The sequence below is a fragment of the Paracoccus yibinensis genome (assembly GCF_030846195.1).
GTDB lineage: Bacteria > Pseudomonadota > Alphaproteobacteria > Rhodobacterales > Rhodobacteraceae > Paracoccus > Paracoccus yibinensis.
Genome location: NZ_JAVCWH010000002.1, coordinates 628,248 through 653,109 on the forward strand (window position 1 = coordinate 628,248; position 24,862 = coordinate 653,109).

22 protein-coding genes and 2 tRNA genes are annotated in these 24,862 nt (G+C 65.7%); 10 read left to right on the forward strand and 14 right to left on the reverse strand.

The annotated features are described in order from the left end of the window. Genes RAH32_RS06715 through RAH32_RS06725 form a run of 3 tightly spaced genes read right to left on the reverse strand, consistent with a single transcriptional unit; the run spans position 1 to position 2,965 of the window. Positions 1-891, reverse strand: coding sequence for a hypothetical protein (locus tag RAH32_RS06715; RefSeq protein WP_306606327.1), 891 nt, complete (start codon positions 889-891; stop codon positions 1-3). Positions 892-914: 23 nt separating this feature from the next. Continuing rightward, positions 915-2,315 carry a TolC family outer membrane protein gene (locus tag RAH32_RS06720; RefSeq protein WP_306606329.1) on the reverse strand — a complete coding sequence of 467 codons (1,401 nt, stop codon included), beginning with the start codon at positions 2,313-2,315 and terminating at the stop codon, positions 915-917. Then, on the reverse strand, positions 2,312-2,965 hold the full coding sequence (locus tag RAH32_RS06725) for a protein-L-isoaspartate O-methyltransferase family protein (protein WP_306606331.1): 654 nt from the start codon (positions 2,963-2,965) through the stop codon (positions 2,312-2,314). Before RAH32_RS06725 ends, RAH32_RS06720 begins: the two co-directional genes overlap by 4 nt. Positions 2,966-3,086: 121 nt before the next feature. Between RAH32_RS06725 and RAH32_RS06730 the strand changes: the two genes are divergently transcribed. After that, a tRNA-Cys gene (locus tag RAH32_RS06730) sits at positions 3,087-3,160 on the forward strand. Positions 3,161-3,192: 32 nt separating this feature from the next. On the opposite strand, the gene opgC is transcribed toward RAH32_RS06730, so the two are convergent. From opgC to RAH32_RS06775, 9 genes are all read right to left on the reverse strand, one after another. Continuing rightward, positions 3,193-4,326: an OpgC domain-containing protein gene (gene opgC / locus RAH32_RS06735; protein ID WP_306606333.1), complete on the reverse strand. Its 1,134-nt coding sequence runs from the start codon at positions 4,324-4,326 to the stop codon at positions 3,193-3,195. Continuing rightward, positions 4,323-6,422, reverse strand: a complete 2,100-nt coding sequence (mdoH, locus tag RAH32_RS06740) for a glucans biosynthesis glucosyltransferase MdoH (RefSeq protein ID WP_306606335.1) — start codon at positions 6,420-6,422, stop codon at positions 4,323-4,325. Before mdoH ends, opgC begins: the two co-directional genes overlap by 4 nt. Beyond that, positions 6,419-7,939, reverse strand: a complete 1,521-nt coding sequence (locus RAH32_RS06745; protein WP_306606336.1) for an OpgD/OpgG family glucan biosynthesis protein — start codon at positions 7,937-7,939, stop codon at positions 6,419-6,421. The genes mdoH and RAH32_RS06745 overlap by 4 nt, the downstream gene beginning before the upstream one ends. 191 nt (positions 7,940-8,130) lie before the next feature. Continuing rightward, positions 8,131-10,377, reverse strand: a complete 2,247-nt coding sequence (gene ptsP, locus RAH32_RS06750; protein WP_306606338.1) for a phosphoenolpyruvate--protein phosphotransferase — start codon at positions 10,375-10,377, stop codon at positions 8,131-8,133. Positions 10,378-10,439: 62 nt separating this feature from the next. Then, positions 10,440-11,696 carry an aspartate kinase gene (locus RAH32_RS06755; RefSeq protein ID WP_306606340.1) on the reverse strand — a complete coding sequence of 419 codons (1,257 nt, stop codon included), beginning with the start codon at positions 11,694-11,696 and terminating at the stop codon, positions 10,440-10,442. A 96-nt stretch (positions 11,697-11,792) separates the two neighbouring features. Further along, on the reverse strand, positions 11,793-12,200 hold the full coding sequence (locus tag RAH32_RS06760; RefSeq protein ID WP_306606342.1) for a DUF1178 family protein: 408 nt from the start codon (positions 12,198-12,200) through the stop codon (positions 11,793-11,795). 37 nt (positions 12,201-12,237) lie between these two features. After that, a complete protein-coding gene (locus tag RAH32_RS06765) occupies positions 12,238-13,428 on the reverse strand; it encodes a 3-deoxy-D-manno-octulosonic acid transferase (protein WP_306606344.1) in 1,191 nt (396 codons plus the stop codon). A 652-nt stretch (positions 13,429-14,080) separates the two neighbouring features. Beyond that, positions 14,081-14,157 (reverse strand) — tRNA-Arg (locus RAH32_RS06770). A gap of 77 nt (positions 14,158-14,234) precedes the next feature. Further along, positions 14,235-15,656: a sensor histidine kinase gene (locus RAH32_RS06775; RefSeq protein ID WP_306606346.1), complete on the reverse strand. Its 1,422-nt coding sequence runs from the start codon at positions 15,654-15,656 to the stop codon at positions 14,235-14,237. A gap of 261 nt (positions 15,657-15,917) precedes the next feature. On the opposite strand from RAH32_RS06775, the gene rpmH reads away from it, so the two are divergent. From rpmH to RAH32_RS06820, 9 genes are all read left to right on the forward strand, one after another. Then, entirely contained in the window at positions 15,918-16,052 is a 135-nt protein-coding gene (gene rpmH, locus RAH32_RS06780) for a 50S ribosomal protein L34 (protein WP_103172990.1), read from the forward strand. A 43-nt stretch (positions 16,053-16,095) separates the two neighbouring features. Next, entirely contained in the window at positions 16,096-16,497 is a 402-nt protein-coding gene (gene rnpA / locus RAH32_RS06785; protein ID WP_373429676.1) for a ribonuclease P protein component, read from the forward strand. Continuing rightward, positions 16,494-16,757 carry a membrane protein insertion efficiency factor YidD gene (yidD, locus tag RAH32_RS06790; protein WP_306606350.1) on the forward strand — a complete coding sequence of 88 codons (264 nt, stop codon included), beginning with the start codon at positions 16,494-16,496 and terminating at the stop codon, positions 16,755-16,757. Before rnpA ends, yidD begins: the two co-directional genes overlap by 4 nt. After that, positions 16,741-17,613: a tRNA 2-thiocytidine(32) synthetase TtcA gene (gene ttcA / locus RAH32_RS06795; protein ID WP_306606352.1), complete on the forward strand. Its 873-nt coding sequence runs from the start codon at positions 16,741-16,743 to the stop codon at positions 17,611-17,613. Before yidD ends, ttcA begins: the two co-directional genes overlap by 17 nt. A 108-nt stretch (positions 17,614-17,721) precedes the next feature. Beyond that, positions 17,722-19,551: a membrane protein insertase YidC gene (yidC, locus tag RAH32_RS06800; RefSeq protein WP_306606354.1), complete on the forward strand. Its 1,830-nt coding sequence runs from the start codon at positions 17,722-17,724 to the stop codon at positions 19,549-19,551. Beyond that, a complete protein-coding gene (locus tag RAH32_RS06805) occupies positions 19,548-20,309 on the forward strand; it encodes an MOSC domain-containing protein (RefSeq protein ID WP_306606356.1) in 762 nt (253 codons plus the stop codon). The genes yidC and RAH32_RS06805 overlap by 4 nt, the downstream gene beginning before the upstream one ends. Then, the gene (gene yihA / locus RAH32_RS06810) at positions 20,306-20,956 is read left to right on the forward strand and encodes a ribosome biogenesis GTP-binding protein YihA/YsxC (RefSeq protein ID WP_306606358.1); all 651 of its coding nucleotides are present in this window, start codon (positions 20,306-20,308) and stop codon (positions 20,954-20,956) included. Before RAH32_RS06805 ends, yihA begins: the two co-directional genes overlap by 4 nt. Before the next feature lie 93 nt (positions 20,957-21,049). Further along, on the forward strand, positions 21,050-21,949 hold the full coding sequence (argB, locus tag RAH32_RS06815; protein WP_306606586.1) for an acetylglutamate kinase: 900 nt from the start codon (positions 21,050-21,052) through the stop codon (positions 21,947-21,949). 74 nt (positions 21,950-22,023) lie between these two features. Continuing rightward, positions 22,024-22,542, forward strand: coding sequence for a SixA phosphatase family protein (locus RAH32_RS06820; protein ID WP_306606361.1), 519 nt, complete (start codon positions 22,024-22,026; stop codon positions 22,540-22,542). A gap of 69 nt (positions 22,543-22,611) precedes the next feature. On the opposite strand, the gene RAH32_RS06825 is transcribed toward RAH32_RS06820, so the two are convergent. Continuing rightward, positions 22,612-23,397: an amino acid ABC transporter ATP-binding protein gene (locus RAH32_RS06825; protein ID WP_306606363.1), complete on the reverse strand. Its 786-nt coding sequence runs from the start codon at positions 23,395-23,397 to the stop codon at positions 22,612-22,614. 10 nt (positions 23,398-23,407) lie between these two features. After that, on the reverse strand, positions 23,408-24,862 hold the full coding sequence (locus RAH32_RS06830; RefSeq protein ID WP_306606365.1) for an amino acid ABC transporter permease: 1,455 nt from the start codon (positions 24,860-24,862) through the stop codon (positions 23,408-23,410).

The window sequence follows — 24,862 nt, forward strand, 5'->3', positions numbered from 1 at the left end:
TCAGAAACGGTCCAAATGGGCGTCGATGGCAGCGGCGATTTCGCGCCGGATCACGGCGCGCAGATTGGCCGAGAAACGCTGCCCAAGCTCTCCGTTCAATTCCTCTTGCACCATTTCCCGCAGCAGTTCGCGGATGCTCTGCTCCTCGTCGTTCAACTCTGCCTCGGACCTCATTTCGGCATCGAATGCCTCGGCCTCGGCTGCCAACTGGGCGACCGGATCAATCGCCGCCTGCGGGGGCAGCGCCCAGCCGGACAGTCGCTGTTCCGCGGGCTTGGCCTCGGCCAAGCGAACCGGCTCCTCCAGTTCGGGACGCATCCGCGCCTTCCAGTCGAAGGCTTCGGCAAAATCGTCGCTATCGTCGGCCGGCTCCTCGATCGCTTGCTGAAAGCTGCCGGGCATGGCGGAAGGAACGGAAGCGGGTTCGGGTTCCACCTGCGGCGTGGCATCGCGCGTCTCGGGGCGCAGCCAGGATCGCCAGCCGGACAGCCTGGGTGCCTCGGGTTCCTCCACCCGCCGCTCGGCCTCCAGCCGCAGGGGCGAGGTGTTCGCCACCGGCGCGACATCGGGCCTTGCCCTCAGGATGAACTGCGGGATGGCAGGGGTTTCGACACGCTCCGGTTCGACGGCGGCGGGGGCAGGACGGGCGGCCGGAGCAGGACGGGCGACCGATTCGACCATCTGCCGCGCCAGCGCCGCATTGCCGCCATACCGCCGGGCCAGGAATTCGCCCGCATCGTCGCGGACCACATCGCCCCGCCCGGATCGGATATTGTCGCGTGCCGAACTGAGCGCGTCGTCATCCGCGATCATGCGCCGGATGGCTGTCAGGACATCGCCGATGTCTTCGGACAGTCGGGCGGCGTTTTGGGAGAAGCGGGGGTCAGCCATGATACCCCCCGCCGTTCAGAACGTCAGTCGCGCCCGATCGCGCGCAGCACGCGGTCAAGGCTTTCGCCCTGCTTGCTGGTATAAGGCGCGTCGCGCACGGCGTTGTAATACTGCGAAGGGTCATATGTCGGAATCCCCAGGTTCAGGTGTTCTACCGTAAGACGACCCATAGCAGCCAGAAGTTGATAATGTGCTAATTGGAGATTGGCTTCCGCCGCGATCTTGTCGGCCCGCGCCTCGAGCAGCGACTGTTCCGCGTCCAGCACGTCCAGCGTGGTCCGCGCGCCAAGCGCCGCTTCCTCGCGAACGCCGTTGTAGGCCTGCTGGGCGGCGGCGATCTGTTCGTCGATGGCGCTGATCTGGGCGCGCGCCACGTCGATATTGGCCCATGATTCGCCGACCTGCTGGCTGATGCGGCGGGAAACGTTCAGCAAGACGGCCCGCGCCTCGTCGCGCAACGCCATGGCGCGGCGATGCGCGGCGGACAAACGTCCCCCAGAATAGATGGTCTGGTTCAATTCCAGCCCGACCGAGGCGCTGTCGCGGGTGTCATATTGACCGCCCAATTGCGTCTGCGGGCTGCGCGTGACGCCGACACCTATATTGCCGGTCAGGGTGGGATTGCGTTCCGCCGCCGCGATGGCGACGCCCAGTTCGGCCGCCGCCGCCTGCCGCTGCGCCTGCGCGATCAGCGGATGGTTGCGTTGCCCGATAGCCCGCGCCTCATCGACAGAGGCAGGCAGGCGCGGCAGCGGCGGGGGCGCATCCAGTCGTCCGGGCAACCGCCCCGTCGCGGCCAGATACCCCTCTCGGGCGATTTCCAGGTCGCCTTGCGCCGAGGCCAATCCCGCCTGCGTCTGCGCCAGCTGCGCATCGGCCAGGGCCACGTCGGTCACCGTGATCTCGCCCACGTCGAAACGGTCCTGCGCGGCCTGGCGTTCGCGGGTCAGAACCTCGACCGAGTTCTGCTGCAAGGCGACTCGCTCTGCGGCCTGCTTGATGTCGAAGAACGCCACCGTCGCCGCCAGCAGGATGTCCTGCTCGACCGCCACAAGCCCCTGCCGGGTGGCCAGGACCTGTTCCTTGGCCGCATCGATGGCAAGCTGCGACCGGCCCCAGTCATACAGCGTCATCTGCGCGCCGATCTGCAGCGATGTCGTCCGCGCGGTCGTATAGCCGCTCAGCCCCTCGGCCCGCTGGACGGTGTGGCTGGCGGTCCATTGCACCACGGGGCGCAACGCGGCGATGGCTGCGGCGACCTCCTCGTCCGCGGCGCGCAGAACGGCGCGGTTCTGTTCGATCAGCGCGGAATGGCGATAGGCCGCGACCATCGTGTCCGCCAGCGATTCGGCCTGCGCGGCCTGCCCGCCAAGGGCGATCGTTGCCGCCAGTGCGATCCCGGAAAGGGCGCCGCGCCCCCTCACAACGAGAAACTCCGGGCGCGCTCGAAGCCCGGCAGCAGCGGCGCACCGGCGTTGAAGGCATAGCGCCAGACGATCCGTCCCCCGTGGCAATGTCCGATACGAGCGACGCCGAGCGCACCTTCCAGGAACAGCGCGGCAACGCGCCCGCCTTCCTTCAGTTGCGACAGGATCGCCTCGGGCACTTCCTCGACGCCGCCATTGATGAGGATCGCGTCATAGGGGGCCTGCTTGGGCGCACCCTCGGCCAATGGGGCATTCAGGACGGCCACGTTGAAGGTGCCCGCCTCGTTCAGGCGGCGCTCGGCCTCTGCGGCCATGTCGGCGTCTTCCTCGATGGCGATGACGGTCTGCACCAGACAGGCCAGCACGGCCGAGGAATAGCCATAGCCGCAGCCCAGATCCAGAACCATGTCGTCGGGCTGCAGATCCAGCATGTCGATCATCTTGCCTAAGGTTCGCGGCTCCAGCAGCACCCGGCCGCCGCCCAGGTCAAGATTCTCGCCCGAATAGGCGACAGCCCGGCGCGATGGAGGGACGAAATCTTCCATCGGGACCGACAGCATGGCCTCGATCACGGGGAATTTGGTAACATCGTTGGGGCGAACCTGCGTGTCCACCATCATGGTGCGCCGCGCGGCGAAATCGCTCATCTTTGGGAACCTCTGCGAGCCGTTTCAGGCTTATTGCCACGATTTCGGACCTCTCGCAACGCCGCACGTTCCCCGCTTGCAAGCGGTCCGGCGATCCTTTATGGCATGCGAACCTCACGGCGGCGGGTTGGCGGAGAGGTTACGCAGCGGATTGCAAATCCGTGAAGACCGGTTCGATTCCGGTACCCGCCTCCAGGAACTTCCCAAATTTGCCCGAAAGCCGTCAGTCAGCCTTTCGCCTGACGGCGCAACCGAACGGAAAGCTGCCATGGCGTGCCATAGGTCAGCCACAGCGCGGAAACCCACCACAGCGCCACCATGGCCCAGACATCGACGGCCATGCGGCGCAGGATTCCCTGATCAGCCGGATTCATCTGGAAGGCATCGCCCAGGACCGACAGAAGCACGCAGGCGAGGAATGAAAACAGTCCGCCCCGGCCGATCTGTTGCAGGGCGACGCCCAGACGGCTTGCGGCCATGCGCTCCATGATGCCGGCGAGGGGAACGGCAACCAGCCAGCTTGCGCCCATGATTGCCATATAACGGGTGCCGTCCAGATCCCATTTGCCGATCTCGCCCCCATAGATCAGGCGCAGGGCGTCGCGGAAGGGCAGCGCGGGTTCCCCGATCTTGGCGCCGATGATGATGGCGGTGCCGAACAGGAACATGCCCGTGGACAGGACCGTCAGCAATTTTCGGTGTTCCATCAGCACGGGCATCGCCTGCGTGCGGAACAGGCCCATTGCGATGCCGGAGAAGAACAGCATCTGCCAGCCGAAGGGGTTGAACAGCAGCCCGCCCAGGCGGTGGTTGGGGACAAAGGCGTTCAGCACCGGGGCAAAGCACCACAGCGAAAACGAAGCCGCCGCAAAACCCACCGGATAACGCAGCAACAGCGGCACGACGACAGGAACCGAGGCCAGCAGGATCACATAGACGGCCAGCACGTCCAGCAGGTTCGGCTGCAACCACATCGTTGCCAGCACGCCGAAGAAGCCGATCGGGTTTTCGATCACCCAGACGGCATATTGGTGCCAGATCGCGGTGTGGTCCATGTCCAGGGCCAACAGCCCGGCAGACACCAGCGCCATCAGGATCCCGCCAAAGACCAGGGCGCGCCAGACCTCGAAGGCGCGGCGGGCAAAGCGCCATTGCGCGGCGCGGCGGCCCTGCTTTGTCTCGACCGACAGCCAGACCATGCCGACCAGGAAGCCCGACAGCAGCACGAACAGTTCCGCCGCGTCGAAGATCGAGAAATTCGCCAGCGTGAAGGACCGCAGCGCCGAAATTGGCATGTGATCCAACATGATGCAGACCAGCGCGTAGCCGCGCAGCATGTCCAGAGCGATGAGACGCTTCATGAGGGAAGGACGCTCCATTGCCGCAGCAGGGCGGGGTCGGAAACCAGCGCGTCGGTTTCGTCGCGGGTCAGATAATCCAGCGCCTGAGTCCTGCTGCCTGCATGGCTGATCTTGGCGCCTGCGGTGATGCGGTGCAGGCGCTTGTCCTCGGGCAAGGCGGGGTTGTCAGGCAACAGCGCGATGTGACGGTCGATCCGGTCGGGCTGGCCGCCGAACCGCAACAGATCCGGCGCGCCCTTCAGAGGACGGGGCATGGACCGGACCACGGCGCTGGCATCCGACAGGATCGCGGGCGGATCGCGTTCCTCGGGGGTGACCAGCAGCCCGCGCATCCGCGCCCAGCGCCCGAAGACCGGGCTTGCCGAATAGCGCGAGGTGACGGGCGACAGGATCAGCCCGGCCAGGATCGGCGACAGCCAGATCAACTGCGCGGGCGAGAACTGCGCCAGCACGATCAGCGTGCCGATGCCAAGGCCGACATGGACCCAGTGTCGCGCAATGACGACGTTCCAGTCGGGCATGGACCCCGCCCGAACCTGGGCATTCCAGCCGCTGTCCCGACCGCGCAGGATCTCGTAGATCTGGCGCGTCTGGATCAGCATTTGCACGGGGGCGATCAGGGCGGACAGCAGGATCTCGAACAGGGAACTGGCAAAGATGCGCACCGGTCCGCCAGAGTTGCGGGCCAGGGGCCGCATCCAGGCACGGAAGGTCGCGATCAGCTTGGGCAGCAGCAGAAGCGCCATCGACACCACGAACAGCCACAGCATCCGACGGGCATCGAAGACCGGCCAGTCGGGGAAAAGTTGATAGGCGGTGGGGAAGTATTCGGGCGTGGACAGCAGAACCGTGGCCGACAGGACCAGGCCCACCAGGATCAGGGCCAGCCACAGCGGGCTCATCAGAAAGCCCAGGATGCCGATGGTGAAATGCGCAAGCGTTACGGCCCGCGCGCCGCGCATTCCGAACAGGCGGGAATGCTGCAGGTTGCCCTGCGCCCAGCGGCGTTCGCGCACCGCCATGTCCAGAAGCGTCGGCGGGCAGCCTTCAAAGCTGCCGCGCAGGTCGTGGTCCAGCCGCACCTTCCAGCCGGCGCGGCACAGCGCCGCCGCCTCCACGAAGTCATGGGACAGGATGGTCCCGCCGAAGGGCGGCCTGCCCGGCAGGCGCGGAAGCCCGCAAGACCCCGCGAAGGCAGGCAGCCGGATGATGGCGTTGTGGCCCCAGAAATTGCCCGTGTCGCCCGACCAGGCCGACACCCCGCGTGCGATCATGGGCCCATAGACACGGCCCGCGAACTGGGTCAGGCGGGCGAAGATCGTCTCGCCCCCGACCAGGATCGGCATGGTCTGGATCAGCGCCAGCCGCGGATCGGCGTTCATCCGGGCGGACAGTTCGCGGATCGTGGCGCCGGTCATGATGCTGTCGGCGTCCAGCACCACCATCTGGTCATAGCGCCCGCCCCAGCGGCGGATGAAGTCGCCGATGTTGCCGGTCTTGCGATCCTCGTTCGTGATGCGGCGGCGATACCAGATGGGCAGGGGCGACATCTTGCGCGCCGCGTCGATAACCATGGTTTCGTTCACGGCGATCACCGGGTCGCGGCTGTCCGACAGCACGAAGATCTCGGCTCGGTCGGCCATGCCCTCGCGTTCCAGTTCCCGGGCAAGCGCGGTCAGCAGGCCGATGCTTTTCTGCGCGTCCTCGTGATAGATGGGCATGACGACGGCAAGGCGCGCGTCATTCGGTCCCTGCGGCGTCGTCAGGCGGGATGCGAACAGTCCGGCCAGCACATTGCAGAAGGAAAACCCCACCCAGGCAAAGGTCGGCACGAACAGCACCAGCAGCGCCCATTGCATCGGCGTCGGGCTGTCGCCGAACGTCCGCAGCATCTGCTGAAACCCGATGACGGCGATGGCGGCCGTGCCGCCGAACGCCACCAGCCGCGCCATCCAGACGCGCCACCCGTTGCGCAGGCGCGGAAAGGCCAGGCCGGGCCGGGCCTGGAAATCCTGCACCGGCATGGCCAGCGGGGATTCAGGCGGAGTCGCCGGCATCTGCACCAGGTCTGCGGAACGCGCGTCGGCCAGGCTCATGCGGTCCAGCGTGCAAGCCAGGTTTCGCTTTGCGCCACGCCCTCCGGGCTGACCAACACGGCCTGCAGATCGGCCAGCGTGGCGTCACCCGGTTCGAATTCAAAGGCCAGGCGCAGCACCCCCTGTTCCTCCAGGGGCTTCAGATAGGCATGGACAATGGTCCCGGCCGAGGTCGTGACCCGGGATTCCGGCATGGTGTCTGAAAACAGCGATAGGTCGAAATCGACGATCACGCTGCGCGCGGCCGGGGAATTGATCGACTGTCCGCTGCGGACCTGGCGCACCTTGGCCAGGGGAAGGTCGTTGGCAGGCAGAGGCGCGAAGATCAGCCGATACTGGAATTCGTGGCGCTTGTCCTTTTCCAGCGGTTCCTTGGGCACCCAGTAACTGACGATGTTGTCGTTGAACTCGTTCTCGACGGGGATTTCGACCAGGCGCACCTCGCCCTCGCCCCAGTTGCCCTCGGGTTCGATCCAGGCCGAGGGGCGCAGGTGATACAGCGCCTCGGCGTCCTGATAATGGTCAAAATCGCGGCTGCGCTGGACCAGGCCGAAACCGCGGGGATTGTTGTCCACGAAGGACGAGATCTGCAAGGTCTTGTGCGCGCCAAGCGTGCGCCACAGCGCCTGGCCCGCGCCCGTGTGCATCTGCAAGCCATCGCTGTCATGGACGGCAGGGCGATAGTCGTCCACCTCGCGGCGGCTGGGCGGCCCGAACCAGAACATCGAGGTCAAGGGCGCCAACCCGGTGTTCTGCAGATCGACACGCGGGAACAGCGCCACGCGGGTGCGCACCATCGTCACGGCGCCCGGATTGACATCAAACTGATAGGCGCCCGCCACCGACTTGCTGTCCAGCAGCGCATAGATGCGCACCCAGCCCGACCCTTCCGTGGGTTCCTGGATCCAGAAATCCGTGAACAGCGGAAACTCCTCGCCATCCGGGCTGCCGGTCTTGATGGCCAGCCCGCGCGCCGACAGGCCATAGATCGTGCCGCGCGCCACGGCGCGGAAATAGGTGGCGCCCTGAAAGACCAGGAATTCGTCCATCACGCCGGGCCGGTTCAGGATCGTGCGCAGCCGGAAACCCGACCAACCCATCTCTCCCCTGGTTTCCAAGTCCGCGCCATCGGGAAATTGCGACGGGTCGAATTCCAGCATCGACGGGTCGAATTCAAGGCGATGCGGCACGCCGTCACGGACGATGCTGATATTCACCGGCTCATAGAAGATCGCGCCCGGCGGCAGAAGGTCCATTCCGAACAGGGGATTGCCTGCGAAGGGATCACGGTCGCGGCGGAACCGGATGCCACGATACTGGTCATAGGTCAGGTTGGCGAAGCTGCCGACCTGTTCGGCCACCGGCTGTTCGTAGACGCGCGTGGCGCGTTCCGCAGCCAGGGATGCGACCTCCTCAAACCCGAAGGTCGTGGTGGGCGCAGGCGGAGGAGCATTCGTCCCGCCCTCGGCTGGTGCCGCCCCGTCCGGTGCTGTCTGCGCCTGCGCAGGAATGGCCAAGAACGACCCTCCTGCGGCCAAGGCGGTGGCTGCGTTGAGAAAATGACGGCGTTTCATATCGGGTGATGGTTGCCAAAAACCGTTTCATTATAAGGATGCCGCGCTGCCGCAGCAAGGCGCAAGCCGAAGGTGGCGGGACCGGGTCGATCGCCGCAGGGGGCCGGGCACTGCCCGGTTTCGCGGCTTTCCGCCTATTGACGCGCCAGCCATTCGGTGACGGGACGGCGCAGGTTCGGCATTCCCGAATCCAGCCCCTCGTCGATAAGCCGGCGCAGATCCTCGATCGAGACGCGGCGGATCAGGTGCTTGACCGGACCGATGGAGGCCGGGCGCATCGACAGCCGCCGGATCCCCAGGGCGGCAAAGGTCAGTGCCTCGACCGGGCGGCCCGCATCCTCGCCGCAGAAGGACAGGGGCACGCGCGCCTCCTCGCAGCGCGCGACGATCTGGCGCAGCAGCAGCAGGAAGGACGAGCTGAGCGTGTCGTAACGCCGCCGCACCCGTTCGTTTTCCCGGTCGGCGGCGAAGAAGAACTGCTTGAGGTCATTGCCGCCGATCGAGATGAAGTCGCACATCTCGAAGAACTTCCGGGGCGCGAAGGCCAGTGACGGCGTTTCCAGCATGGCGCCCACGCGGATGTCGGTGGGCATGGGGTGGCCCAGCCGCTGTTCGCGCGACAGTTCCTGCATCAGGATCTTGTAGGCGGCTTCGTATTCGCCGATGTCGGCGATGAAAGGAAACATGACGTGCAGCGGCCGCCCGACGGATGCGCGGATCAGCGCCTGCAACTGCATCCGCAGCACGCCGCGCTTGTCCAGGCCCACGCGGATCGCGCGCCAGCCCATCGCCGGGTTCGGTTCGTCCTGCGGCTTCATGTAGGGCAGCACCTTGTCCGACCCGATGTCCAGCGTGCGGAACATCACCGGCTTGCCCTGGGCGTTGTCCATGACGCGGCGGTAAAGTTCCGCCAGTTCGCCCCGGCGGGGAACATGGTTGCGGATCAGGAACTGCAATTCGGTGCGGAACAGGCCCACGCCCTCGGCCCCCGATCCCGCCAGCGACGGCAGGTCGGCCATCAGGCCCGCGTTCATGTAAAGCTGGATGGTCGTCCCGCAGGTGCCCGTCGCGGGCAGGCCGCGCAGGCTGGCATAGCGGTTCTGCGCCTCGGCCTGCATGGCGATCTTGTCCAGGAAGGCCTTGTGGACGCTTTCTTCGGGGCGCAGGTGCACGATGCCCTGATCGCCATCGACCAGGATCGTGTCGCCGTTCAGCGCCTCGGTCGTGATACGGGGCGCGTGAATCACCAGCGGGATTGCCAGGGCGCGGGCGACGATGGCAGCGTGGCTGCCGACGGATCCGTCCTCCAGCACGACGCCCTTCAGGCGGCGGCCGTATTCCAGCAGTTCCGCCGGGCCGATGTTGCGGGCGACCAGGATCGGGTTGTCGGGCATTTCCGCCCCGGTATCGGCCCCCTGCCCCGTCAAGATGCGCAACAGCCGGTTCGACAGGTCGTCCAGATCATGCAGCCGGTCGCGCAGATAAGGATCGGCGGCCATTTCCAGCCGGGCACGGGCGGCGGACTGTTCCTTTTCCACCGCGGCCTCGGCCGACAGGCCCAGAAGGATGTCTTCCTCCATCCGCTTCAGCCAACTGCGCGAATGGGCGAACATCCGATAGGTTTCCAGAACGGCCTGGTGTTCGCCCTCGCCGCCCATGTCGGCGGCGGCGACCATCCTGTCGACCGTGCTGCGCAGCATGTCCACGCCTTCGTGCAGCCGCACGAGTTCCCGGTCGGGATCGTCGCCCACCGGGTTGGTGACGACCACCCGCGCCTCGTGCAGCCAGACACGCCCTTCGGCCGCGCCTTCCTGGCCTGTTCCGCCCCGGATCATCAGCGGAAAGCGGTGCTTGGGGGGAAGGCTGTCGGACTGGCTGCCCTGGAAGGCGCCCAGTTCGGTCATCTCGGCCAGAACCATGGCCACCACTTCCAGGCCATAGATCTCGTCTTCGGAAAACAGCCGCGCCTCGCGGCACTGCACCACCAGCACGCCCAGCCGTTCGCCGACCCGCTGGATCGGCACGCCCAGGAAGCTGGGAAACACCTCCTCGCCAGTTTCGGGCATGAAGCGGAAGCCGGGTTCGGACGGCGCGTCGGCGGTGTTGACGTTGCGCCCCGTGCGGGCGACGCGGCCGACCAGCCCTTCGCCCAGGCGCAGGCGGGTGCGGTGGACGGATTCGGGCCGCAGCCCTTCGGTGGCGCACAGTTCCAGGGTATCAGCGTCGCGGAACAGATAGATCGAACAGACCTGCGTGCCCATCGAATCGGCGATGTGATGGGTGATCTGGTCCAGACGGTCCTGGCCGCCGCCGGGGGCAGCCAGGATTTCCTTCAACCGTTGCAACAGCTTGCGCGAGTCGCTGTCCTTGCGGTCTTGCATCGCCTGCCTGCCCTGCCTTGCTTTGCCCCGCAGGTGCCGTCCGGCACGCCGTCAGGAAGATATCAGGCCGCTTCCAGGCCAAAGGCATCATGCAGCGCCTGCACGGCCAGTTCCATATATTTGCGGTCGATCAGCACCGAAATCTTGATCTCGCTTGTGGCGATGACCTTGATGTTGACGTTTTCATCGGCAAGCGCCTTGAACATCTTCGCAGCCACCCCCGCATGGCTGCGCATCCCGATGCCCACGACGCTGACCTTGGCGACCTCGGTATCGACGACCAGTTCGTCATAGGCGATCTGGCCCGAAGCCTTGGCTTCCTCCATCGCGCGCTTGGCACGCTCGACCTGGTTGATCGGGACCGAGAAGGTCATGTCGGTGACGGAACCGGGATGATCCTCGTAGTCCTTTTCCGAGATGTTCTGGACGATCATGTCCACGTTCACGCCCGCCTCGGCCAGGGGCGCGAAGATGGCGGCGGAAATGCCGGGCCGGTCCTCGACCGTGACCAGGGTGATCTTGGCTTCATCGCGCGACGAGGCGACGCCGTTGACGACTTTCGATTCCATGATTTCCTCCTCGGCACAGATGAGGGTGCCAGAATTCTCGTCCGTATCCTCGAACGAGGATAGCACGCGCAGCCGCACCTTGTAGCGCATGGCCAGCTCGACCGAGCGGGTTTGCAAGACCTTGGCACCCAGGGACGCCAGTTCCAGCATCTCCTCGAAGGCGATCTTGTCCAGCTTGCGGGCCTTGGTGGTGATGCGCGGGTCGGTCGTATAGACGCCGTCCACGTCGGTATAGATGTCGCAGCGTTCGGCCGCGAAAGCCGCGGCAAAGGCCACGGCGGTCGTGTCCGACCCGCCCCGGCCCAGCGTGGTGATGCGCCCGTCCGGGCCAAGGCCCTGGAAGCCCGCCACCACGGCGACCTTGAAACCTTCCGCGAACTTCTGGTCGATATTGGCGCGCGGGATGTCCACGAACCGCGCCGCCGAGTGCTGCGCGGTGGTGTTGATCGGCACCTGCCAACCCTGCCAGGACCGCGCGGGCACGCCCATTTCCTGCAAGGTCAGCGCCATCAGGCCCGCCGTCACGTTCTCGCCCGAACTGACCACCGCGTCGTATTCGCGCGCGTCGAACAGGGGCGAGGTTTGTTCGACCCAGCCCACCAGTTCATTGGTCTTGCCGGACATGGCGCTGACGATGACGATCACGTCATAGCCGCGCTCGACCTCGCGCTGCACCTTCAGGGCGGCGTTCTTGATGCGGTCCAGGTCCGCGACCGAGGTGCCGCCGAATTTCATCACCAGAAGCGGCATCGCGGGCCTCCAGCCAAGGGTTTCTGTCGGCGCGGCTTTTAGGGGCGGGGTAACGAAAGGGCAAGGGCGGAAAGGGGGCGGCCGCCCGTTCGGCGATCAGTTCGTCTTCTGGCGCGGGACGAAGGGCAAGGGCGCGACCGGCACGCCTTCCTCGATCAGCTTGCGGGCTTCCTCGATCTTCGCCTCGCCATGAATCGCGCGGGCGGGGGTGCGGCCCTCGTGCATGGCGCGCGCTTCATCGACGAATTTCAGGCCCACATAATCGCTGTTCGCCTCGACCTGCTGGCGCAGGGCGTGCAGCGCCGCCTCGGCCGGGGTCATGGCCGTATCGCCTTTCCGGGCGGCAGGCACCGCCGGGGCCATCAGCGACTTTTCGACCTTGGCCGACCCGCATTGCGTGCAGGCGACGTGACCGGCCGCCCGAGTCGTGTCAAACGCCTCGGACGAGCGGAACCAGCCATCGAAATCATGGCCCTGGTCACAGCGCAAAGCATAGCGGATCATCGTTCGGACCTTTTTCCCTTCCCCTGTCTATATCGGGTCAGCGAGGCGTGCCTGCAAGTTCCCGCAGACGTGCGATCAAGGCTGCCGGATCGCCCGCCCGGTCGTCCAGCACCTGCCGCGCCGCCCCGCCCATCCGCCGGGCCTGCGCCGGATCGGCCGCCAGCCGGATCACCTGATCGGACAGGCTGGCAGCATCGACCCCCACTGCCGCGCCTGCCTGGTCCAGGACGGCATAGGCATCGCGGAAATTGCCGACATGCGGGCCATGCAGGATCGCGCAGCCGTGGGCCGCAGGCTCCCACGGGGTATGGCCGCCCCGGTCGGTCAACGACCCGCCCACGAAGCACAGCCCTGCCGCCGCGTACCAGCGGTCCATTTCCCCCAAGGTATCGGCCAGCAGGACATCGCCCCCGGACCCGCCGTCCGAGCGGCGCTGGAAAGCGATCCCACGGTGCCGCAGCAAACCGGCCACCTCGTCTCCGCGCTGCGGATGGCGGATAGCCAGGATCAGTTGCAGACCGGGGACGCCTTGGCGCGCCTGCTGCCAGGCATCCAGGACATCCGCCTCCTCTCCCTCGTGGGTCGAGGCGGCCAGCAAGATCCGGTCGCGCGCCGCCGAAGGTTCGGACGGCGCGATCCCGGCAGGCGTCAGCAGCTTCAAATCCAGGCGCGGCAGCACCGCGGCATCGGGCAAGCCCAGCGAACGCAGCCGCGCCTCGCTGTCCGCATCCTGGGCGGACAGTGCCGCAAGCCGTCCCAGGACCTGCCCGATCAAACCAGGCAGATGCGCCCAGCGGGATGCGGAGCGCTGCGACAGGCGCGCGCCGATCACCGCCTGGGCAATCCCCAGATCGGCCAGGGCCTGGGACCGCAAGGGCCAGAATTCGGATTCGACCGTGACCTGCAATCGCGGCGCGACCTGTGCCAGAAACCTCGACAAGGCCCCCGGCAGATCGAAGGGCGCCAGCCGCGCCTCCATCCCCCAGCCCGCAGCCATGTCGCGCCCGGTGACGCTGTTCGCCGTCACCAGAACCCGGTGCGTCTGCGCCAGGGCCTCAACGACCGGCCGAGCCGAGGTCAGTTCGCCGACCGAGGCCCCGTGAAACCAGATATCCGCCGGTCCCAGCGCCTCCAGCGCCAGCCGTTGCCGCAACGTATCCGACCCGCCGGCCTTGGCCCGCAGGCGAAGCGCCGCTTCAAGCATGTGGGCAGTGGCACGATAGATCATGAAAAACCGCAGGCGACCTTGGGCGGCTATAGCGGATCGGCCACAGATCCTGAAGACCGACCAGACCTTCGGAACCCGGCCATCCGGGTGACGTTGGCCTTGCAACTACATACTGTAAGGAGGTTTCCATGAAAGGACTTTTTGCCTGGTGGCTGGGCGTTCCGGTCATCGTCATCGTTATCCTGTATCTGACCGGGATTTTCTGAAGATACAGGGGACTTGCGGACCCCCGGCGATTCGAACCGCCGCGTCCCGGGCGCCCGCCCGCCATGCTTCCCGAAATCCCGATTGACCAGGTTTGGGTGCGGGTCAGCCCCGCTGGCGCAGGAGCCTCCATTATCGACGATCGGGCAGACAGAGGTGGTTGCGAACAGCGTCCCGATCCCGCCCGCGGCACCGGTGCGGAGTGTCAGCAAAGCACATCTCGATGGAAATCCCGCAATTTCGGGATCACTTCGGCATCCTGTCCCGCCATACCCGCCCCCCTGCAATGCGCTGCAAGCCGGTCGCCAGAATCACCTTCCGGCGTCATAGTCGCGGCACGCAGATGCCCTGCATGCCCGTCAAAGCGGGGCTTCGTTCAAAAACCTGTCTGGTAGAAGTTCGCAAGAAAAAAGGGCCAAGGCAGCGATGCCTAAGCCCTTGTTTCAAATGGCGGACCCGGAGCGATTCGAACGCCCGACCCCCAGATTCGTAGTCTGGTGCTCTATCCAGCTGAGCTACGGGTCCGTCGTAGGGCGGTCATGTAGCCCCCTGATCCGGGGGATGCAAGAGGGGGCGGCGCAAAAAACGCCGTCCCCTCGATTTTATCGCCCTCCGGCCATGCGGCGCATGGGCAGGATCGCCATGTCGCGGGGGATATGGATCATGAATTCGCTGCCCTCGCTGTCGCTGCGAACCAGATCCAGACGACCTCCGTGACCGCGCACCAGATCTGCCGCGATGGTCAGGCCCAGGCCGGTGCCGCCCTTGCGCGCGCTGCCCGCGAAGGGCTTGAACAGGTATTCGCGGGCTTTTTCCGGCAGGCCCGGCCCGGTATCGCCCACGCGGATCCACCAGTCGCTGTCGCTCTCGCCCGCGCCGATTTCCACGGTGCCGGGCTGACCCGTGCCCTCGATGGCCTGGCGGGCATTGCGGGTCAGGTTCGCCAGCACGCGATACAACTGGTCGCGGTCGGCGCGGATCGTCATGCTGGGGGGAATGTCGGTCAGGAATTCGACCCTGACGTCGCCGGTGCCCGCCAGCGTTTCGGCTTCGACCACCTCGGCGGCCAATTGCGCCAGGTTGAACCGGGACAAGGTGGGCGCAGGCTCCTCGGCCCGGCCGAAGGCCAGGGTGGTCTCGCACAGGTTCACGGCACGGCTGATCGAGTTGACCAGCTTGGGCGCGGCGCGCCTGACCTTGGGATCGCCGCTGTCTTCCAGCCGGTCGGCAAAGATCTGCGCAGTGGTCAGGATATTGCGCAGGTCATGGCTGATCTTGGCCACCGCCTCGCCCAACTGAGCCATGCGTTCGCGCTGCTTCAACGACGAGGTCACGGTCTTCTGCATCGCCTCCAGCGCGGCCTCGGCATCGCGCAACTCGGCCAGCCTGGCGTCAGGGGTGATGATGTGGCGCGGATCCTCGGGCGCCTGGGCATAGGACACCATGTGGCTGATGACGCGGCGGATCGGCACCAGGACCAGCCGCTGCACGGCGAGGTTCAGCAGAATCGCCGTCAGGATCGAGAAGGCGGCAGACAGCACCAGCAAGCGAACTCCGAAGTCGATCATGCTGTCCCGCAGGGACTGGGTTTCCATCGTGATCTCGATCAGCTGGCCCGCCTGATTGACGGGAGCGCCGATGACGCGGATCACTTCGTTCCTGCGATTGAGAAGGGCGCGCAAGGCGTCGTCGATGGACTGGACCACCCCCTGCTCTCGCAAGTCATAGGTCTCTGCCACCGGTCCGGGAAGCTTTGACTGCAGGACAAGTTGCCGGATGTCGTTGCGGCGCAGCACGACGTTGAAGACCCCGGCATTCTGCAACAGTTCCGATTCCAGATCGTCGGCCAGCGATTCGTCCGATGCCAGCACCGCAAGGCTGGCGATCTGGCCGCGTTCCAGCCGCGATTCGAGATAGTCCAGCCGGAAGCTGGCCAGGGCCGGAAGAAGGATCAGCACTTCGGCAAGCATGACGAAGATGATCGTCAATGCGGCGAATCGGCCAGAGATCGTATTCAGCTTCATGTAATTTTGATCGTCAGCGCCCGGGATGGCGCGTGTTTCAGCCTGACCGGCGTGGTTTGCACATCAAACGAATGTGATCTCTCGCAGGTTCCTGCCAAGGAATAAAGCGGTTTGCACCATTATCCGCCTTATCGGTTGACGGCGGGAACCGTCTGATCTATCCAGCGGGCTTCGAACAACCGGCGCGTCCGCGCGCAGGGTGGCATCTTGCCATTCCGCGCTGCCGCCCGCCACCCGCAAACACGACCCCGGAGACTGACCATGAAGCGCACTTATCAACCCTCGAACCTCGTTCGTGCGCGTCGCCACGGCTTTCGCGCCCGCATGGCCACCAGCGGTGGCCGTCGCGTGCTGAACGCCCGCCGCGCCAAGGGCCGCAAGCGCCTGTCGGCTTGATCCCTTGCGGCGGGACCATCCCGCCGGACCCAAGGCTTTGCCCATGCCGCCCCTGCCCCATCCCGTTGCCCCCGCGCGACCCACGGATGACGGCACGGCGGCATTTCGCATGTCGATGCCCCCGGTCATCGCCAAGCGCGCCCATTTCCTGGCGGCCTCGCGTGCGCTGCGGCAGGGCACGCCCGGCTTTCTGCTGCAAGCACGCGACCGGGGCGATGGCTTGCCGTTCCGGGTGGGCTTCACCTGCTCCAAGAAGATCGGCAATGCGGTGATGCGCAACCGCGCCAAGCGGCGGTTGCGCGAAGTCGCGCGGCTGCATCTGCCGCAGGGCGCGCAAAGGGGGTGGGATTATGTGCTGGTGGGCCGCCCCCAGGCGACGATCGACCGCGACTTCGCGGATCTGTGCCGCGACCTGACCACCGCGCTGCGGAAGATCCACCCATGACGCCGCTTGCCCACCTTGTTGCGCTGCCGGTGCGCGCTTATCGGCTGGTCGCATCCCCCTGGGTCGGCCATGGCTGCCGCTTCCAGCCGACCTGTTCGGCCTATGCCCTGGATGCGCTGTCGCGCCATGGCGCCATCCGCGGCACATGGCTGGCTGCCCGGCGCATCGGGCGCTGTCATCCCTGGGGCGGCGCAGGCTATGACCCGGTGCCGGGGGCCGATCCAGACCACGAAAGGCAGTCCCATGCTGGACGACACTGACGACCTGGCCGAGATTCACCCGTTGTTCGCGGGCGCCCCCTCCTCGACCGAGTTCCGCAAGCTGCGCAAGCGGCTGGTTCGCGAAACCCGCGCCGCGATCGAGGATTACGGCATGATCCGGCCCGGCGACCGCTGGCTGGTGTGCCTCTCGGGCGGCAAGGACAGCTATACCCTGCTGGCGGTTCTGCACGAGCTGAAATGGCGCGGGCTGCTGCCGGTGGATCTGCTGGCCTGCAACCTGGATCAGGGCCAGCCGAACTTTCCGGCGACAGTGCTGCCGAAGTTCCTGACGGAACGCGGCGTGGCGCACCGGATCGAATACCAGGACACCTATTCCATCGTCACGGACAAGATCGCGCCGGGCGGCACCATGTGTTCGCTATGCTCGCGTCTGCGCCGGGGAAACCTTTATCGCATCGCACGCGAGGAAGGCTGTTCGGCGGTGGTCCTGGGCCATCACCGCGACGACATCCTGGAAACCTTCTTCATGAACCTGTTCCACGGCGGCAGGCTGGCGACCATGCCGCCGAAGCTGCTGAATGAGGACGGCGATCTGACCGTGCTGCGTCCCCTGGCCTATGTGGCCGAGGCCGATTGCGAACGGTTTTCCCGCGCGATGAACTATCCCATCATCCCCTGCGACCTGTGCGGCAGCCAGGAAGGCTTGCAGCGCGTTCAGGTCAAGCGGCTGCTGGACGAATGGGAATCGCGCACGCCGGGCCGGCGCCAGGTGATGTTCCGGGCGCTGATGAACGTGCGTCCCTCGCATCTGCTGGACCCGAAGCTGTTTGACTTTGCCGCGCTGTTCCCCGGGGACGCCGCGGAACCCGCGGACGACATCCCGCGCCTCAGGTAGGCGCCTGCGAATACCGTGCGGATACTGGCCCGCCGGCCAAATCCGCTTGACCTTTAAGCGCCCCTTCTGTTGAAGCGGCGCGACGGACGCGACAAGGCTGGTAGGCACATGGAAGACAACAACCGCAATCTGATCCTGGCGACGGTCCTGTCGTTCCTGGTGATCCTGGTTTGGTACACGGTCTTTGCGCCCGAGCCGCCCGTGCCCACGGAGCAGCCGGTCGCGGTGGAAACCCAGACCCAGGATGTGCCGCTGGCCAATACCGAAAGCAGCACCCTGCCCGCTGACCTGGGCACGCCCGCCGACGCCACCCCGCAAGCCGGACGGGTCGAGATCCAGACGCCGTCGCTTTCGGGCTCGATCTCTCTGGCCGGTGGCCGGATCGACGACCTGCTGCTGACGAAATACCGCGAGACGCTGGACGAGGACTCGCCCAATGTCCGCCTGCTGTCGCCGTCGTCGGCCACCGCCACCGATGCCATCCAGACCGGCGCGTCCAAGCCCTATTACGCAGTCTATGGCTGGACCCCTGGACCGGGCGTCGATCCCTCGCTGGTTCCCGGCCCCTCGACCGTCTGGACGGTAGAATCGGGCGACACGCTGGCACCCGGCCAGCCGGTCACGCTGGCCTGGGACAACGGCGCGGGCCAGATCTTCCGCCGCACCTTCTCGGTGGACGAGAACTATCTGTTCACCGTCGGCCACAGCCTGCAGAACAATGGCGACACGGCCTTCACTGCCGCGCCCTATGGCATCATCGCGCGCCACGGCCGCCCCGACACCCAGAACTTCTTCGTGCTGCACGAAGGCGCTGTCGGGATGCACGACGGCACGCTGACCGAACTGAAATACGACAATATCGCCGAACTGGACCCCCTCGAGCGTGAAGGCATCGCGGTAAAGAACGAGGTCAACAGCAACGGTTGGATCGGATTCACCGACAAGTACTGGATGACCACGCTGGCGCCCGCCCCGGGCCAGGCCTTCACCTCGGTCGTGAAATACGTCGAAGGCGCGGACATCTTCCAGACCGAAGCCCGCTATCCGATGCAGACGGTGCAGCCGGGCACCCAGGTCAGCGCCGAAAGCTATCTGTTCGCCGGCGCGAAGGTCTGGGAGGTGATCAACGCCTATGAGGAAAATCCCGGCATCCAGGGCTTTGTCGATTCCATCGACTGGGGCTGGTTCTACTTCCTGACCAAGCCCATCTTCCGCCTGCTGCACTGGCTGCATGGCATGATCGGCAACATGGGCTGGTCGATCATCGCGCTGACCTTCATCCTCAAGACGCTGGTCTTCCCGCTGGCGCGCAAGTCCTACATCTCGATGGCGAAGATGAAGGAACTGCAGCCTCAGATGGAGGCGCTGAAGGAACGCACCGGCGACGACCGCATGAAGTTCCAGAAAGAGATGATGGAGCTTTACAAGCGCGAGAAGGTGAACCCCGCCGCGGGCTGCCTTCCGGTGCTGCTGCAGATCCCGATCTTCTTCGCGCTCTACAAGGTGATCTTCGTCACCATCGAACTGCGCCACGCGCCCTGGATCGGCTGGATCCACGACCTTGCCGCGCCCGATCCCTCGTCGCTGCTGAACCTGTTCGGGCTGCTGCCCTTCGCGCCCCCGGCGCAAGGCACGCTGCTGCATTCGCTGTCGCTGCCGGCACTGGCGATCGTCCTGGGGATCAGCATGTGGCTGCAACAGCGCCTGAACCCGACCCCGGCCGATCCGGCACAGAAGATGATCTTCGCCTGGATGCCCTGGATCTTCATGTTCATGCTGGGCGGCTTCGCCTCGGGCCTGGTGCTCTACTGGATCACCAACAACCTGATCACGATCGCGCAGCAGTACACGATCATGTCGATGCACGGCCACCGGCCCGACCTGTTCGGCAACATCAAGTCCTCGATCCCGGCGCGACCGAAGAAGGGCAGCAAGTGACGGCGCGTCTGGCCCATATCCGCCGCCACCCGATCAAGTCGATCGGCGGAGAGGGGCTGGACCGCGTGACCCTGTCAGCCGCCCGCCGCCTGCCGGGCGACCGGGAATGGGCCGTGCTGACCGAGGCGGGCGAACGGAACGCCCAAGCCAGCCAGACAGCGGGGCAGCCTGACCGCTGGCTGCCCAAGTCCTGCTTCGTGCGCGGCGTCCAATCGCCGCAGGTCCAGGCCATCAGCGGCGGCTGGTCCGACGGGCGGCTGGTGCTGCGCCAGCCGACGCAGCCGGATCTGGTGATCGACCCGGAAACCGGGGGCGACCGCCTGATCGAATGGCTGCGCCCCCTGTGGCCCGCCAACGCCCCCGGCCCCACCCGCCTTGTGCACGGGGCGGCGATCTGGACCGACCAGAAATGGCCCTGGATCTCGATCCTGTCGCTGGCAAGCCTTGCCGATCTTGAAGCCTGCACCGGCCAGACCCTGGGGCTGCACCGCTGGCGCGGCAACCTGTGGGTGGACGGCTGGCAGCCCTGGGCCGAGCGCCATCTGATCGGCCAGATCATCAGCATCGGTGACGTGGAGCTGCGCGTCACCCAGCATATCGGCCGCTGCGAGGCGACAAGCGCCAACACCGACACCGGGGAAAACGACATCGACATGCTGGACAGCCTGGAACGCCTTTACGGCCATACCGACTTCGGCATCTTCGCCGAAGTCGTGACCGGCGGCGACATCGCCCTGGGCGACGAGGTGACGGCATGAAGGTCGCCTTCCCCGTCGCCCCCGAACCCGATGCCGAGGTGGCCGAGGCCGCACGCCTGCTGTTCGCCGGTCCCGTCGATTTCCTCAAGGGCGTGGTCGCCATGGACGGGTTGCCCCCCGCCGACCGCCCCGAGGTCTGCTTCGCCGGACGCAGCAACGCGGGCAAGTCCAGCCTGATCAACGCCCTGACCGGCCGCAAGGGGCTGGCCCGCGCCTCGAACACGCCGGGCCGGACGCAAGAGATCAACTATTTCACCCTGGGCGAGCACAGCTACCTGGTCGACCTTCCAGGCTATGGCTTTGCCAAGGCGCCCGTCGCCGTGGTCGCCAAGTGGCAGGCGCTGCTGAAGAACTATCTCGCCGGACGTCCGACGCTGCGACGCGCCTTTTGCCTGATCGATTCGCGCCACGGCGTGAAACCCGTCGATCACGAGATCATGACCCTGCTGGACAAGTCCGCCGTGCCCTTCCAGGTCGTGCTGACCAAGGCCGACAAGCTTGGGCCGAACGCGATCAAGCCGGTGCTGGAGCAGGTCGAAACGGAATTGCAAAAGCATCCCGCGGCCTTTCCGCAGATTGTCGTGACCTCGTCCGAAAAGGGCCAGGGCATCGCCACGCTTCGGGCGATCATCTCCGGCCTGGACTAAGCGCGTCTGGACTGAACCCGTCTGGACTGATCCGGCGCAGCGTCCTAGGGTCCCCCCGTCGAAGAAGGGCCTTCAAGGATGAGAACGCAGAACATGAACCGCGACTGGACCGCCACCGCCAGAACCCTGTCCGAGGCCCTGCCCTATCTGCAACGCTATTCCGGCGCGGTCGTCGTCGTGAAGTTCGGCGGCAATGCCATGGGCGACGATGACGCCATGGCCGAATTCGCCCGCGACATCGTGCTGATGAAGCAGGTGGGCATGAACCCGGTCGTCTGCCACGGCGGAGGCCCGATGATCAACGAACTGCTGGGCAAGCTTGGCATCGAAAGCACCTTCGTGCGCGGCAAGCGCGTGACCACCAAGGAAACGGTGGAAGTCGTGGAAATGGTGCTGTCCGGTTTGGTGAACAAGCGCATTGTCCAAGCCATCAACGACGCGGGCGGTCGCGCCGTGGGCATCAGCGGCAAGGACGACGACCTGATGGTCTGCGAGGCGGACGACCCCGAGCTGGGCTTCGTCGGCCGCCCGATCGAGATGAACGTCCAGATCATCCGAGACCTTTACAAGGCGGGCCTGATCCCGGTCATCGCCCCCGTTGCCACCGGCATGGCCGACAACGAGACCTTCAACGTCAACGGCGACACAGCCGCGGGCGCCATCGCGGGCGCGCTGCGGGCCGACCGCCTGCTGCTGCTGACCGACGTGGCCGGCGTCAAGGACAAGAACGGCGAGGTCCTGACCCAGCTTCATCCCGACCAGGTGCGCGAGATGATCGCCGACGGCACCATCGCGGGTGGCATGATCCCCAAGACGGAAACCGCCCTGAAGGCGCTGGAGGACGGTGTGCGCGCCGTGGTGATCCTGGACGGGCGCGTTCCCAATGCAAGCCTTCTGGAACTGTTCACCGAACACGGGGCGGGCAGCCTGATCCGGTCCACCCCGCCCAGCACCCGGCCGCGCGGCCTGCGGCAGGGCGACGCCTCGTTGTAAGACCACGCCTTGCCGAACGCGCAGGGGAATGGCAGGCTGCGCCCATATCGGCTGAAAACGGGGGCTGCCTGCACATGACACCGCTTGGACATCGACGGCTGATCCTGACGCGCCATGCCAAGTCGGCCTGGGATGATCCGGCATTGCCCGATCACGACCGCCCGCTGAACGACCGGGGCCGCAGATCGGCCCGGGCGCTTGGCGACTGGCTCGCCTCGCGCGGGTACGAGCCGGAGGAGGTCTTGTGTTCGTCCGCCGTCCGCACCCAGGAAACCTGGTCAATGGTCGCCAGCGCGGCGCTCGAGGTTCGGCCCGTGATGCGGATCGAGGCAGGGCTTTACCAGGCCGGTCCCGAAAAGATGCTGTCGATCCTGAAGACCGCCACCCATCCGACGGTGATGATGCTTGGCCACAATCCCGGCATCTCGGAACTGGCGGCGCTTCTGCCCGCGCGCCTGCCGCTGGACCCGGATTTCCGCCGCTATCCGACCGGCGCCACCCTGGTCGTGGATTTCCAGGTCGATGATTGGAGCCAGGTCGAACCCGGCCAGGGCAGCGTGATGGACTTCGTGCGCCTCGACGGCCGGGGCTGACCCCACCTCATCTTCTGTGCAGAAATATCCCACGGGGGTCCGGGGGTGTGAAACCCCCGGCCTTGCGGCCTAGTGCCCCAGGATCTGGCTCAGGAACAGCTTGGTCCGTTCCGACTTGGGATTGTTGAAGAACTCTTTCGGTTCGTTCTGTTCGACGATCTGGCCCTGATCCATGAAGATCACCCGGTTGGCGACCGCCTGGGCGAAGCCCATCTCGTGCGTGACGCACAGCATGGTCATGCCTTCCTCGGCCAGCTCGATCATGGTGTCGAGGACTTCCTTGATCATTTCAGGGTCCAGCGCCGATGTCGGCTCGTCGAACAGCATGATCCGGGGTTGCATGCACAGTGACCGCGCAATGGCGACGCGCTGCTGCTGGCCCCCCGACAACTGGCCCGGATACTTGTGCGCCTGTTCGGGGATCTTGACCTTTTCCAGAAAGCGCATCGCGGTTTCCTCGGCCTGGCGGCGCGGCACCTTGCGCACCCAGATGGGCGCCAGGGTGCAGTTCTCCATCACCGTCAGATGCGGGAACAGGTTGAAGTGCTGGAACACCATTCCGACTTCGGATCTTACCTTGTCGATGTTCTTGATGTCATTGGTCAGTTCGATCCCGTCCACGACGATATGGCCGGACTGATGTTCCTCAAGCCGGTTGATGCAGCGGATCAGGGTGGACTTGCCCGATCCCGAAGGACCGGCGATCACGATGCGTTCGCCCTGATGCACGGTCAGGTCGATGTCGCGCAGCACATGGAACGAACCGTACCACTTGTTCATGTTGCGGATGTCGATCGCGACCTCGTCGCTGACCTGCATTTGGCTGCGGTCGATGGGGCGGGTGTTGTCGCTCATGGCGGTGTCCTTACCTGTGGTCGCGGGCCAGCCGGCGTTCGAGATACATCGAATAGCGCGACATGCCGAAACAGATCAGAAAGAAGATGAAGCCGACGAAGATATACGGCTCCCAGTAGATGCCCTTCCAGGAGGTGCTGGCCCGCACCGCGTCCGACATGGATTTCAGCGGATCATACAAGCCCACGAATGTCACCAGCGTGGTGTCCTTGAACATGCCGATGAAGGTGGACACGATGCCGGGGATCGAGATCTTCAGCGCCTGCGGCAGCACGATCAATCGTTGCGCCTTCCAATAGTCCAGGCCCAGGGCGTCCGCGGCCTCGTATTGACCTTTCGGCAGCGCGGCAAGGCCACCCCGGATCACCTCGGCCATGTAAGCGGCGGCGAACAGCGTCACCATGATGATCACGCGCAGGATGATGTCGAAATTGGTGCCAGGGGGCAGGAAATAGTTCAGCAGCAGGGATGCCACGAACAGAAGCGCGATCAGCGGCACGCCCCGGATGAACTCGATGAAGATGACCGCCAGCGATTTCACCAGGAACATGTCCGACCGCCGCGCCAGCGCCAGGACGATGCCCAGCGGCAGCGACAGCGCGATCCCGGAAACGCCGATGGTAACCGACAGCAGGAATCCCCCGAAGCGGTCGGATGTGACGGCCGGGATAGAGAACGAGACGATGCTTTCGGCATCCCGCGCGGCCTCGCCTGCATAGCCGATCCACCACAGCACCGGGATGACCAAGGCGGCGACAATGGCCGCCAGGCTGGAGAAGGGATGCATCACCCGCCAGGCGATCCATCCCAGCACCGGCCCGACCAGCACCATGATCGGTCCCCAGGCCGATCCGCCCCACAGGAACCAGACCCCCATCAGAGGATAAAGGATGGAAAAGACCAGCAGCCAGGCCGGGTGGCGTTCCGACACCAGCAGCGCGCCCAGGAAGACGACCGCGGCGAAAGCCAGCCAGAGGGCGGGCGCATCAAGCATCACCATCAGCCACAGCGTCATCAGGGCCGCCAACCCCAGCACGATGCGCCGGATCTGGGCGGCTTCCGAAAACAGCACAGGGGCAAGCGCCACGAACAGCAACCCGAAGGCCATGGTCGGGCGCCAGTAAAGCTCGGGCGGGTAGAAGCCATAGACATATTGGTTCCAGCGTTCACGGATCACTGCCCAGCAAGCGCCGCGCGCGCCCTCGCCCCAGGTTTCGGCGATGATCTGCCGGCATTCGGACAGGCTGCCCGCGTTCCAGATGGAATGGGCGAACCAGTCCCAGAAATGGCTGACCAGGAACCACACGATCAGGATGCCCAGAATGGTCAGGACCGTGTTCACCGGACCCGAGAACAGGTTTTCACGCAGCCAGCGGACCGCCCCGGCTTCCCTTATCGGCGGCTCTGCCGGGGGCAGCATGGTGTCGCGGACGAAGGGGACAGTCTGGGCATGGGTATCGCTCAT